The organism is Citrobacter sp. Cb023 (assembly GCF_030336805.1).
Classification (GTDB): Bacteria; Pseudomonadota; Gammaproteobacteria; order Enterobacterales; family Enterobacteriaceae; genus Citrobacter; species Citrobacter braakii.
In genome coordinates this window covers 1-12,923 of the sequence record NZ_JAOWCV010000030.1, presented here as the reverse complement: position 1 = coordinate 12,923, position 12,923 = coordinate 1, and the positions used below count along the sequence as shown (strand labels likewise).

General features: G+C 53.6%; 11 protein-coding genes. 8 read left to right on the top strand and 3 right to left on the bottom strand.

Translation table 11 applies throughout. The features are described from left to right. Nucleotides 1-489 carry a transcription/translation regulatory transformer protein RfaH gene (gene rfaH, locus OGW44_RS05805; RefSeq protein ID WP_047358740.1) on the bottom strand — a complete coding sequence of 163 codons (489 nt, stop codon included), beginning with the start codon at nucleotides 487-489 and terminating at the stop codon, nucleotides 1-3. A 204-nt stretch (nucleotides 490-693) separates the two neighbouring features. Between rfaH and ubiD the strand changes: the two genes are divergently transcribed. The 4 genes from ubiD to OGW44_RS05785 all read left to right on the top strand — a co-directional run bounded on the left by ubiD (nucleotide 694) and on the right by OGW44_RS05785 (nucleotide 5,065). Further along, a complete protein-coding gene (gene ubiD / locus OGW44_RS05800) occupies nucleotides 694-2,187 on the top strand; it encodes a 4-hydroxy-3-polyprenylbenzoate decarboxylase (protein ID WP_185655128.1) in 1,494 nt (497 codons plus the stop codon). Nucleotides 2,188-2,227: 40 nt separating this feature from the next. Continuing rightward, nucleotides 2,228-2,929 (top strand): NAD(P)H-flavin reductase, encoded by a 702-nt coding sequence (fre, locus tag OGW44_RS05795; RefSeq protein WP_003828903.1) that lies wholly within the window; start codon nucleotides 2,228-2,230, stop codon nucleotides 2,927-2,929. Between the two features lie 233 nt (nucleotides 2,930-3,162). Next, entirely contained in the window at nucleotides 3,163-4,077 is a 915-nt protein-coding gene (locus tag OGW44_RS05790; protein WP_047416484.1) for an ROK family protein, read from the top strand. 7 nt (nucleotides 4,078-4,084) lie between these two features. Next, a complete protein-coding gene (locus OGW44_RS05785; RefSeq protein ID WP_185655129.1) occupies nucleotides 4,085-5,065 on the top strand; it encodes a LacI family DNA-binding transcriptional regulator in 981 nt (326 codons plus the stop codon). 213 nt (nucleotides 5,066-5,278) lie between these two features. Here the strand turns inward: OGW44_RS05785 and fadA are convergent, their stop codons facing one another. Next, complete coding sequence (gene fadA / locus OGW44_RS05780; protein ID WP_016155148.1) at nucleotides 5,279-6,442, bottom strand: acetyl-CoA C-acyltransferase FadA; 1,164 nt, start codon at nucleotides 6,440-6,442, stop codon at nucleotides 5,279-5,281. 9 nt (nucleotides 6,443-6,451) lie between these two features. Next, the gene (fadB, locus tag OGW44_RS05775) at nucleotides 6,452-8,641 is read right to left on the bottom strand and encodes a fatty acid oxidation complex subunit alpha FadB (protein ID WP_046274896.1); all 2,190 of its coding nucleotides are present in this window, start codon (nucleotides 8,639-8,641) and stop codon (nucleotides 6,452-6,454) included. A gap of 189 nt (nucleotides 8,642-8,830) precedes the next feature. Here fadB and pepQ point away from each other — a divergent pair, with 189 nt between their 5' ends. From pepQ to hemG, 4 genes are read left to right on the top strand one after another with little or no spacing between them, the layout of a single operon-like run. Next, the gene (gene pepQ, locus OGW44_RS05770) at nucleotides 8,831-10,162 is read left to right on the top strand and encodes a Xaa-Pro dipeptidase (RefSeq protein WP_016155150.1); all 1,332 of its coding nucleotides are present in this window, start codon (nucleotides 8,831-8,833) and stop codon (nucleotides 10,160-10,162) included. Next, complete coding sequence (locus OGW44_RS05765; protein WP_047499555.1) at nucleotides 10,162-10,776, top strand: IMPACT family protein; 615 nt, start codon at nucleotides 10,162-10,164, stop codon at nucleotides 10,774-10,776. The genes pepQ and OGW44_RS05765 overlap by 1 nt, the downstream gene beginning before the upstream one ends. Before the next feature lie 38 nt (nucleotides 10,777-10,814). Then, nucleotides 10,815-12,266: a Trk system potassium transporter TrkH gene (trkH, locus tag OGW44_RS05760; RefSeq protein ID WP_003017848.1), complete on the top strand. Its 1,452-nt coding sequence runs from the start codon at nucleotides 10,815-10,817 to the stop codon at nucleotides 12,264-12,266. Nucleotides 12,267-12,277: 11 nt separating this feature from the next. Further along, complete coding sequence (gene hemG / locus OGW44_RS05755) at nucleotides 12,278-12,823, top strand: menaquinone-dependent protoporphyrinogen IX dehydrogenase (protein ID WP_016155152.1); 546 nt, start codon at nucleotides 12,278-12,280, stop codon at nucleotides 12,821-12,823. The last annotated feature ends 100 nt before the right edge of the window (nucleotides 12,824-12,923 follow it).

Here is a 12,923-nt window from a genome sequence, read left to right as displayed (position 1 = left end):
TTATATCTTTCGAAAACCGGTATTTTTCACGCTCTGCTTAATCTCTTTATTCAAGAGGTTAAGCAGCAGCATGGAACGCGCTTCGCCATCCGGTTCGGTGAAGATCGCTTTCAGTCCCTCAAACGCCCCTTCAGTAATAATCACGCTGTCCCCTGGCTGAGGGGTTTGCGGGTCAACAATACCTTCAGGCTTGTAGATAGAAAGCTGGTGAATAACGGGGGATGGGACGGTCGCAGGCGTCGCTCCAAAACGAACGAAATGGCTGACACCACGTGTGGCGTTGATCGTGGTGGTGTGGATCACTTCCGGGTCGAACTCGACAAACATGTAATTAGGGAATAGTGGTTCACTGACTGTGGTACGTTTACCGCGCACCATTTTTTCCAGGGTGATCATAGGCGTCAGGCAGTTCACCGCCTGTCTTTCCAGGTGTTCCTGGGCTCGCTGAAGTTGCCCACGTTTGCAGTACAGTAAATACCAGGATTGCATAATAACTCTTATTCGCTTGTTCTGAGCGCTAGCATAGCAAAAGCCATGAGTTAAGTTAATTATACCCGCCTCAAAGCAGGCTGAAACCCAACGGGTATATACTCCCAGGGCTTATATGTATCGCCAGAGTTCACGCTAATTTAACAAAAATACAGCATCACAATGATGAACGCCGTATAATGAAGCGCTTACGAAGAGGCCACAATGGACGCCATGAAATATCACGATTTACGCGACTTCCTGACGCTGCTTGAACAGCAGGGCGAGCTCAAACGCATTTCGCTTGAGGTGGATCCCCACCTGGAAATTACTGAAATTGCCGATCGCACTCTGCGTGCTGGCGGGCCTGCGTTACTGTTTGAGAATCCTAAAGGCTATTCCATGCCGGTGCTGTGTAACCTGTTTGGCACACCGAAGCGTGTTGCGATGGGGATGGGGCAGGAAGATGTCTCGGCACTACGGGAAGTCGGTAAACTGTTGGCGTTTTTGAAAGAGCCGGAGCCACCGAAAGGATTCCGCGATCTGTTTGATAAGCTGCCGCAGTTTAAGCAGGTGCTGAACATGCCGACTAAGCGGTTGCGCGGTGCGCCTTGTCAGCAAAAAATCTACTCCGGTGATAACGTCGATTTAAACCGTATTCCGATTATGACCTGTTGGCCGGAAGATGCCGCACCGCTGATTACCTGGGGGCTAACCGTAACGCGTGGTCCGCATAAAGAGCGGCAGAATCTGGGCATTTATCGCCAGCAGCTGATTGGCAAAAACAAGCTTATTATGCGCTGGTTGTCCCACCGCGGCGGCGCGCTCGATTACCAGGAGTGGTGTGCGGCGCATCCTGGCGAACGCTTCCCTGTTTCGGTGGCGTTGGGGGCAGATCCTGCGACCATTCTGGGGGCCGTGACGCCCGTCCCTGATACATTATCCGAGTACGCATTTGCCGGGCTGTTACGTGGCACCAAGACCGAAGTGGTCAAATGTATTTCCAACGATCTGGAAGTGCCCGCCAGTGCTGAAATCGTGCTGGAAGGGTATATCGAACCGGGTGAGCTGGCCCCGGAAGGACCGTATGGCGATCATACCGGCTACTACAACGAAGTAGATAGCTTTCCGGTCTTTACCGTTACGCACATTACCCAGCGTGAAGAGGCGATTTATCACTCTACTTATACCGGACGTCCGCCTGATGAGCCCGCGGTGCTTGGCGTGGCGCTGAACGAAGTTTTCGTTCCTATTCTGCAAAAGCAGTTCCCGGAAATCGTCGATTTTTACCTGCCTCCGGAAGGCTGTTCATATCGTCTGGCCGTGGTGACGATGAAAAAACAGTACGCTGGTCATGCCAAACGCGTCATGATGGGTGTTTGGTCGTTTTTGCGCCAGTTTATGTACACCAAATTTGTTATTGTCTGCGATGATGATGTCAATGCACGCGACTGGAATGATGTGATTTGGGCAATTACTACCCGTATGGACCCGGCTCGGGACACGGTACTGGTAGAGAATACGCCAATTGATTACCTGGACTTTGCCTCGCCGGTTTCCGGCCTGGGTTCAAAAATGGGGCTGGATGCCACAAATAAATGGCCGGGCGAAACCCAACGCGAATGGGGACGCCCGATTAAAAAAGATCCTGAAGTAACTGCGCGTATTGACGCAATTTGGGATGAACTGGCCATCTTTAATGACGGCAAAAGCGCCTGAGGCGCGATCGTTTTGCCTATTGATCCGACAGAGAGAGCGCATGACAACCTTAAGCTGTAAAGTGACCTCGGTAGAAGCTATCACTGATACCGTATATCGCGTTCGTTTAGTGCCAGACGCGGCGTTTTCCTTTCGTGCTGGCCAGTATTTAATGGTCGTGATGGACGAAAGGGATAAGCGTCCGTTCTCCATGGCATCCACGCCGGACGAGCAAGGATTCATTGAGCTGCACGTTGGCGCCTCTGAGCTAAATCTTTATGCCATGGCTGTGATGGACCGAATTCTGAAAGACCGGGAAATCAAGGTCGACATTCCGCATGGCGAAGCCTGGCTGCGTGATGAAGACGAGCGCCCGCTGATCCTGATTGCCGGTGGTACAGGGTTCTCTTACGTGCGTTCCATTCTGCTTACTGCGCTGGCGCGTAATCCAAACCGCGATATCACCATTTACTGGGGTGGGCGCGAAGAGAAGCATCTCTACGATCTCTCCGAACTGGAAGCGTTGTCTGTTAATCACCCGAATCTGCGCGTTGAGCCAGTGGTGGAACAGCCAGAAGACGGCTGGCGTGGTCGTACGGGAACCGTGTTAACGGCGGTATTGCAGGATTACGGTACCCTGGCTGAGCACGATATCTACATTGCCGGTCGTTTTGAAATGGCCAAAATCGCGCGCGATCTGTTCTGTAATGAACGCAGTGCGCGTGAAGATCGCCTGTTTGGCGACGCTTTCGCGTTCATTTAAGCGCTGTGCGCCGGAGCCCTTCCGGCGCATCCATCAATCATCTGTCTTCCAACTAGCAGGGCGCAGGCCCGGCGTCATTGCCTCTCTTTCTCATCATAATTATTTTTTAGTAAACATAATATGTCCGTCACTCAAACATAAATTGAGTTTTTGTGACAGCTCTCCATGTGTTTAGTAAACAAAATAGGCAAGCTAAACCGCATCACATTGTGAGATGCAAACGAGGAAAAACCATGAGGCTCGGACTGGATATCGGCGGGACTAAAATCGAAGCGGTGGTGATTGATAACGCGGGTGAAATTGTTTACCGCGAACGATGTGCGACACCAAAGCAGCGTTACGGTGATTTTTTCCAGGCCGTGACGGAGATGATAGCCAGGGCTATGCAGGCCATTAATCAGCCTTTATCGGTTGGCATCGGGGTGCCAGGTGCGGTGGATAGCGAAGGTTTGATTAAGAATTCCAACATTCTGGTGCTGAATCAGCAGGCCTTTGCGCAAGATCTCGAGCGTGCATTAGGAATGCCAGTGCCCGTTACCAATGATGCCAACTGCTTTACCCTGTCAGAAGCGATGGACGGTAGTGGGCGTGGGCATAGCGTGGTATTTGGCGTGATCCTCGGTACCGGATGCGGCGGTGGTCTATGCATCGAGAACCGGTTGATCTCCGGCCCTAACGCCTGTGCTGGAGAGTGGGGGCATAATGCCTTGCCGCGCTACCACGGATCTCGGGACGGGGCTGAAGTGACATGCTATTGCGGACAGTTGAACTGTATTGAGAGCTTTATTTCGGGTAGTGGCCTGGAGCGCCAGTATATGAATCACACCGCGCAACATATGGGTGTGCCACAAATTATGCAACGGGTAGCATCGGGTGATGCAGACGCCTGTTTGTTGTGGGAACGCTATTGCGATCAACTGGCTCGCGCGTTGGCGAGTGTGGTGAATATGCTCGATCCCGATGTTATCGTGCTGGGGGGCGGGGTATCCAATATCGATTTACTGTACTCAGGCTTACAGGCGCGAGTGGCGCAGTACGTGTTTGGTAAACAGTGCCGCACACCGATCGTTCAGGCCCGCCACGGCGACAGCAGCGGCGTACGCGGCGCAGCCTGGCTGGGGGCACAACAAGCCATAGTAAATCCATGAGAGTGAAATGACGAAACCTGTACGTATCAGAGACATTGCCGACGCTTGTGGCGTCTCGGTTGGCGCTGTTTCCCGCGCGCTAAAAGGGCAACCGGGGCTGCGTGAAGAGACCCGACAGCGCATTATTTCAGTGGCGCAGCAGCAGGGTTATGATTTTTCACGCCTGCGCGCAGACAAAATCAAACGTGTCCTGTTTTTACTGCATCGCCAGCACAATATCAGCCGAGCTTTACCGTTTTACTCTCAACTGCTGCTGGGGATAGAAGATCTGTGTCGCGGAAAGGGGGTTGCGCTGAGCTTTCTCTCTATAGGTCCAGGCGATGCAGTGAGTGAGCAGGTAATGCTGCACCAGCCTGATGCGCTGATCTGCGCGGGATTTTTTGAACCTGAGTTGCTTGGGCTGCTACAACAGATGAAATTGCCGCTGGTGCTGGTGGATCTCTGGGCGCCAGGACTGCCTTGCGTGAATCCTGACAATACCCTGGGCGGCTATCTGGCCACGCAACATCTGATTGCGCAAGGCCGCAGCCGCATTGCTTTTCTTGCCAGTACGCTCGCGCACTACAGCATCCGTCAGCGTGAAAAGGGCTACCGTCAGGCATTGTATGAAGCCCGTTTGCTAATGCCGCCAGAGTATGACGTCGTTGCGCCGCCGCTGCTGGATACCGAGCAATCTCTGGTGGATGCGGTTAATGAGCTACTCAGACTGCCAGAGCCGCCCGATGCCATTTTTGCCTATAACGACGCTGCAGCGATGGTTGTTCAGCAGGTGTGTGCGCAGCAGGGTATACGTATCCCGGAAGATCTTGCGCTGGTGGGATTTGATGATATTGATGCTGCGGCCTGGTCACATCCGCCGCTGACTACCGTTGCGGTTGATAAAAAACAGCTGGGGCGTGAAGCGCTGCGTTTACTGCTGGAAGAAAATCAGGAAGAGAATCTGCTGCTGCCGGTGCAGTTAGTGGTGCGTGGTAGTTCAGGGAAATAAAAAACCCGCCCCTGACAGGCGGGAAGAACGGCAACTAAACTTTCTCTCTTCGCCATTGGCACCATAACTGTGTTGGCTTCGCTCATTCACCCGAATCACTTACTATACGTAAGCTCATCGGGATTCATTCGCTTGCCGCCTTGTTCTGGCACCAATGGCTTTGAGATAACATTTCGTAGGCCGGGCAAGCGAAGCGCCCCCGGCATGCTTTGATTAAACTCGCTCAAATACCGTTGCGATACCCTGACCTAACCCGATACACATCGTCGCCAGACCAAACTGCACGTCTTTGCGTTCCATCAGGTTGAGTAGGGTGGTGCTGATACGCGCCCCAGAACAGCCCAGCGGGTGACCCAAGGCGATCGCCCCGCCGTTGAGGTTGATCTTCTCATCGATCTGCTCCATCAGCCCCAGATCTTTAATACACGGCAGGATCTGAGCGGCAAAGGCTTCGTTCATCTCAAACAAACCGATGTCGCTGGTGGAGAGCCCCGCTTTTTTCAGCGCCAGCTTTGAGGCCGGAACCGGGCCGTAACCCATGATTGACGGATCGCAGCCGACAACAGCCATCGAACGAATACGGGCACGCGGCGTCAGACCCAACTGACGGGCGCGGCTTTCGCTCATTACCAGCATCGCCGCTGCGCCGTCGGAGAGCGCAGAGGAGGTACCGGCAGTCACCGTTCCGTTCACCGGATCGAACGCCGGGCGCAGGGTGGAGAGCGCTTCAACGGTCGTTTCCGGACGGATAACCTCATCGTAGTTAAACTGCTTCAGCACGCCGTCGGCATCATGACCGCCGGTCGGGATGATTTCGTTTTTAAAAGCGCCAGACTGTGTTGCAGCCCAGGCGCGAGCGTGTGAACGTGCGGCGAAAGCGTCCTGCATTTCACGGCTGATGCCGTGCATGCGGGAGAGCATTTCCGCGGTCAGGCCCATCATCCCTGCGGCTTTCGCCACGTTGCGGCTCATACCCGGGTGGAAATCAACGCCGTGGCTCATTGGCACATGGCCCATATGCTCAACGCCGCCAATCAGGCATGCCTGAGCATCACCAGTCATGATCATGCGCGCCGCATCGTGCAGCGCCTGCATGGACGAACCGCACAGGCGATTGACCGTGACGGCCGGAACGGAGTGCGGAACTTCCGCTAGCAGCGCGGCATTACGGGCGATATTGAAACCCTGCTCCAGCGTTTGTTGCACACAGCCCCAGTAAATGTCATCAAGCGCGGTTGGCTCCAGCGCCGGATTACGCGCCAGCAGGCTACGCATTAAATGTGCAGAGAGATCTTCTGCACGCACGTTCCGAAACGCGCCCCCTTTCGAACGGCCCATCGGGGTACGGATCGCATCAACAATTACAACCTGTTCCATTGTGACTCCTTAAGCCGTTTTCAGGCTGCCAACCGGGCGGGCTGGCTCAACCTGGGGATAATACGGTTCGTTATGGCGCGCTTTATCACGCAGACCGGCCGGAACTTCATACAGCGGACCAAGGTGCTGATACTGCTGAGCCATATCGAGATACTTCGCGCTGCCGAGCGTATCCAGCCAGCGGAACGCACCGCCATGGAACGGAGGGAAGCCCAGACCGTATACCAGCGCCATATCGGCTTCTGCCGGGCTGGCGATAATGCCTTCTTCCAGGCAACGCACTACTTCGTTGACCATAGGGATCATCATGCGGGCGATAATCTCTTCATCGCTGAAGTCGCGTTTCGGCTGGCTGACCTCTGCCAGCAGATCGTCAACGGTGGCATCTTCTTCTTTCTTCGGCTTGCCCTTGTTGTCTTCTTTATAACGCCAGAATCCGAGACCGTTTTTCTGCCCGAAACGGTTAGCATCAAACAGGGCATCTATCGCATCGCGATAATCTTTCTGCATACGCTGAGGGAAGCCTGCGGACATCACCGCCTGCGCGTGGTGCGCGGTATCAATACCTACCACGTCCAGCAGATAAGCCGGGCCCATCGGCCAACCAAACTGTTTTTCCATCACTTTGTCGACTTTGCGGAAATCCGCCCCGTCGCGCAGCAGCTGACTGAAACCGGCAAAATAGGGGAACAGCACGCGGTTAACGAAGAAACCAGGGCAGTCATTAACCACAATCGGCGTTTTGCCCATCTGGCTTGCCCAGGCGACAACCTTAGCGATGGTTTCATCCGAGCTTTTCTCGCCGCGAATGATCTCAACCAGCGGCATACGGTGCACCGGGTTAAAGAAGTGCATCCCACAGAAGTTTTCCGGACGCTTAAGCGCGCTGGCCAGTTCGTTGATTGGGATGGTGGAAGTATTCGAAGCCAGTACGGTGTCCGGGCGAACCTGATCTTCGGTTTCCGCCAGTACCGCTTTTTTCACTTTTGGGTTTTCTACGACCGCTTCAACTACCACGTCCACGCGTTCGAAACCGCTATAGTCGAGGGTGGGATGAATGGTGGAAATAACGCCCGCCATTTTCAGACCGTCAATTTTGCCGCGCTCCAGCTGTTTGTTCAGTAGCTTGGCCGCTTCGGTCATACCCAGCGTTAATGATTTGTCGTTGATATCTTTCATGACAACCGGCACGCCTTTCCAGGCCGACTGGTAAGCGATGCCGCCGCCCATAATGCCTGCGCCCAGCACAGCCGCTTGCTTTGGCGCTTCAACATTTTTGGTGAGCTTTTTGGCTTTGGCTTTCACGAACTGATCGTTAAGGAAAATTCCAACCAGTGCGCGGGCTTCATTGGTGTGCGCCAGTGGAACAAAGCTTTTATTTTCCAGATTCAGCGCTTCTTCACGACCAAAACGGGCCGCTGCTTCAATGGTTTTTACCGCGGTAATCGGTGCGGGATAATGCTTACCTGCCGTCTGCGCCACCATACCTTTGGCGATGGTAAAGCTCATAGCCGCTTCAATTTTACTGAGTTTCAACGGCTCCAGCTTCGGCTGACGTTTGGCTTTCCAGTCGAGGTCGCCGTTAATCGCCTGACGTAATACCGCGATCGCGCCATCAAGCAGTTTGTCTTGCTTCACTACGCCATCGACCAGACCGATTTTTAGCGCCTGCTCAGCACCCACATCTTTACCCGCAGCAATAATTTCCAGCGCGCTGTCCGCACCCAGCATACGTGGCATACGCACGGAGCCGCCAAAGCCTGGCATAATGCCCAGCTTGGTTTCCGGCAGGCCGATGCGCAGGTCCGGCGTAGCCAGACGATAATCGGTCGCCAGGACACACTCACAGCCGCCGCCCAGCGCATAGCCGTTAACCGCTGAGAGAGTCGGAACAGGCAGATCTTCCAGGCGATTAAACACGCTGTTGGCAAAATGCAGCCACTGGCTCAGTTGCTCTTCAGGCACGAGGAACAGTGAAAGGAATTCGGTGATGTCGGCACCAACAATAAAGGCTGCTTTGTTAGAACGCAGCAGCAGCCCTTTTAAATTCGGTTGTTTTTCCAGCACGTCAAGCGCATGGCCCAGGCTGGCAACGGTGGCCGTGTCGAGTTTATTGACTGAGCCTGGGGCATCGAACACCAGTTCGGCGATGCCATCTTCCAGCCAGTCGAGGTACAGGGTGTCGCCTTTGTAAAGCATGTCAGTCTCCTGAATCCGCAAGGTGATCTGGTCATACCAGATGAATCGAAGTGTGTGTTTTATGTTAATAAAATGCAAATGAATGATTAAAGAAATGACGATTTGATCACGCTCGGCAGAAATCACGCACTCACAAACCGATGTGCTAAGATGCGGACACTTGAGGTCAAAAAAACAGAAGGATAGAAAATGGAATCACTGGCCGCACTCTATAAAAATCATATCGTTACCCTACAAGAACGGACGCGCGACGCGCTGGAGCGCTTCAAGCTGGATGCGTTACTTATTCACTCAGGAGAACTTGTTAACGTCTTTCTCGACGATCATCCCTACCCGTTTAAGGTCAATCCGCAATTCAAAGCCTGGGTGCCTGTAACGCAGGTTCCTAACTGCTGGTTGCTGGTGGATGGCGTGAATAAGCCGAAATTGTGGTTCTACCTGCCGGTCGATTACTGGCACAACGTTGAGCCGCTGCCGACCTCCTTCTGGACGGAAGAAATTGAGATCATCGCGCTGCCAAAAGCTGATGGTATCGGTAGCCAACTGCCTGCTGCTCGCGGCAATATCGGTTACATCGGTCCGGTTCCGGAACGCGCGCTGCAGCTGGATATCGCGGCCAGCAATATCAACCCGAAAGGGGTTATCGACTACCTGCATTATTATCGTGCTTACAAAACAGATTACGAACTGGCCTGTATGCGCGAAGCACAGAAAATGGCGGTGAATGGACACCGTGCCGCGGAAGAAGCGTTCCGTTCCGGGATGAGCGAGTTTGACATCAACCTCGCTTACCTGACTGCTACCGGTCATCGCGATACTGACGTGCCGTACAGCAACATCGTGGCGCTTAACGAGCATGCTTCGGTTCTGCATTACACCAGGCTGGATCATCAGGCTCCGTCTGAAATCCGCAGTTTCCTGCTGGACGCCGGTGCGGAATACAACGGCTATGCAGCAGACCTGACGCGTACGTGGTCGGCGAAAAGCGACAACGACTATGCGCATCTGGTGAAGGATGTGAATGACGAGCAACTGGCGCTGATTGCCACTATGAAAGCGGGTACCAGCTACGTGGATTATCACATTCAGTTCCATCAGCGCATCGCGAAGCTGCTGCGTAAGCATCAAATCATCACCGATATGAGTGAAGAGGCGATGGTGGAAAACGATCTTACCGGGCCGTTTATGCCGCATGGCATTGGTCACCCGCTGGGCCTGCAGGTACACGATGTCGCTGGTTTTATGCAAGATGACAGCGGTACGCATCTGGCCGCGCCGTCGAAGTATCCTTACCTGCGTTGCACCCGCGTTCTGCAACCGGGCATGGTCCTGACCATCGAACCGGGCATCTACTTCATTGAATCGCTGTTGGCGCCGTGGCGTGAAGGGCAGTTCAGCAAACACTTCAACTGGCAGAAAATTGAAGCCCTGAAACCGTTCGGCGGTATTCGAATTGAAGACAACGTGGTGGTCCACGAGAACAATATCGAAAACATGACACGGGATTTAAAACTGGCGTAATGGACAGTTGGTTAATCCCTGCGGCGCCGGTAAGTGTCGTTGAAGAGATCAAAAAAAGCCGCTTCATTACGCTGCTCGCCCATACGGACGGCGTAGAAGCGGCGAAAGCGTTTGTTGAGTCAGTCAAAATGGAACACCCGGACGCCCGCCACCATTGTGTGGCGTGGGTGGCGGGCGCGCCCAATGACTCGCAGCAGCTGGGATTTTCAGACGATGGCGAACCGGCTGGTACGGCAGGCAAACCGATGCTCGCGCAGCTGATGGGGAGTGGCATCGGTGAGATTACCGCGGTGGTGGTGCGCTACTACGGCGGTATCCTTCTGGGTACGGGGGGGCTAGTGAAAGCCTACGGTGGCGGCGTGAATCAGGCGTTGCGTCAGTTAACGACGCAGCGCAAGACGCCATTAACCGAATATACTTTGCAGTGTGAGTACGGTCAGCTGGCAGGCATTGAAGCTTTGCTGGGGCAGTTTGACGGTAAAGTTGTTGCCAGTGATTACCAGGCTTTTGTTCGGCTCAGGGTGGCGCTTCCTTATGCCAAAGTGGATGAATTTTCGGCAAAACTGGCGGATTTTAGTCGTGGTTCATTGCAATTGTTAGCGATTGAAGAATAATCCCCACCTCATTTTAAAGAACTAAGGAAGCGGCAGAGATGCATTTTCGCGCCATCACCCGAATCGTTGGACTACTGGTCATCTTATTCTCGGGGACAATGATTATCCCCGGACTGGTAGCGCTCATCTACCGCGATGGGGCAGGGCGTGCGTTTACCCAAACTTTCTTCGTTGCTCTGGCGATCGGCTCCATGCTGTGGTGGCCAAACCGTAAAGAGAAGGGCGAGCTGAAATCGCGCGAAGGGTTTCTGATTGTCGTTTTGTTCTGGACCGTGCTGGGTAGCGTGGGTGCGCTACCGTTCATCTTTGCGGAAAGCCCTAACCTCACGATAACCGACGCTTTTTTTGAATCCTTCTCCGGATTAACCACCACGGGGGCGACAACGCTGGTGGGGCTGGATTCATTGCCACACGCTATCCTCTTTTATCGACAGATGCTGCAATGGTTCGGCGGGATGGGGATCATCGTGCTGGCGGTGGCTATTCTGCCTATTCTTGGCGTCGGTGGGATGCAGCTCTACCGGGCAGAAATGCCGGGCCCGCTGAAAGATAACAAAATGCGTCCGCGTATTGCCGAAACGGCGAAAACGCTGTGGCTTATCTATGTATTACTGACGGTGGCGTGTGCGCTGGCGCTATGGTTTGCCGGGATGCCCGCGTTTGACGCTATTGGGCACAGCTTTGCTACGATAGCCATCGGCGGCTTTTCCACACACGATGCCAGCGTGGGGTATTTCGACAGTCCCACGATTAACACCATTATTGCTATCTTCTTGCTGATCTCCGGTTGTAACTATGGTCTGCACTTCTCTTTACTCAGCGGTCGCAGCCTGAAGGTCTACTGGCGCGATCCAGAATTCCGCATGTTCATTGGGGTGCAGCTGACGCTGGTGGCTGTCTGTACGCTGGTGCTGTGGATACACAATACCTACGGTTCGGCACTCACGACCATCAACCAGGCTTTTTTTCAGGTGGTATCGATGGCGACGACCGCCGGATTTACTACGGACAGTATTGCCCGCTGGCCGCTGTTCCTGCCGGTGCTGTTGCTATGTTCTGCTTTTATTGGCGGCTGTGCCGGGTCGACGGGCGGTGGCTTGAAGGTGATTCGAATCCTGTTGCTGTTTAAGCAGGGTAACCGCGAATTGAAACGACTGGTCCACCCGAATGCGGTTTACAGTATCAAGCTGGGTAACCGTGCTTTGCCGGAGCGAATCCTTGAAGCTGTTTGGGGATTCTTCTCTGCCTATGCGCTGGTCTTTATTATCAGTATGCTGGCGATTATTGCGACCGGTGTTGATGACTTCTCCGCGTTTGCCTCTGTTGTGGCGACGCTGAATAACCTGGGGCCAGGGCTGGGGGTTGTCGCCGACAACTTTGCCAGTATGAACCCCGTGGCGAAGTGGATCCTGATTGCCAATATGCTGTTTGGTCGTCTGGAGGTCTTTACCCTGCTGGTACTCTTTACCCCTACTTTCTGGCGTGAATAATGGAGTAACACGTGAAAACACTGATTCTTTTTTCTTCCCGGGACGGACAAACGCGTGAAATCGCCGAGTATCTGGCTTCTGAACTCAAAGAGCTGGGCGTTTGGGCGGATGTCGTTAATTTGCATCGTACCGCGGAGCCTGACTGGCAAAATTATGACAGCGTGGTGATTGGCGCCTCGATTCGCTATGGTCATTACCATGCAGCTTTTCAGGAGTTTGTGAAAAAGCATGCCACGCGGCTGAACGCGATGCCGAGTGCCTTCTACTCCGTAAACTTGGTTGCCCGTAAACCGGAGAAACGCACGCCGCAAACTAACAGCTATGCGCGTAAGTTCCTGATGAGTTCGCCGTGGCGGCCTGATCGCAGTGCGGTTATTGCTGGCGCTTTGCTGTATCCACGCTATCGCTGGTATGACCGCGTTATGATCCAACTGATAATGAAGATGTCAGGCGGTGAAACAGATACCAATAAAGAAGTGGTGTATACCGATTGGGAACAGGTCGCGGATTTCGCGCGGGAAATCGCCCAATTAACCCACAAAACGTTGTCAAAATAAGCACAAAGAATAAAAAATACGCACTCGGAAGATTATTTTAAATTTCCCCTTGTCAGCCTGAAATAACTCCCTATAATGCGCCTCCACTGACACGGAACAA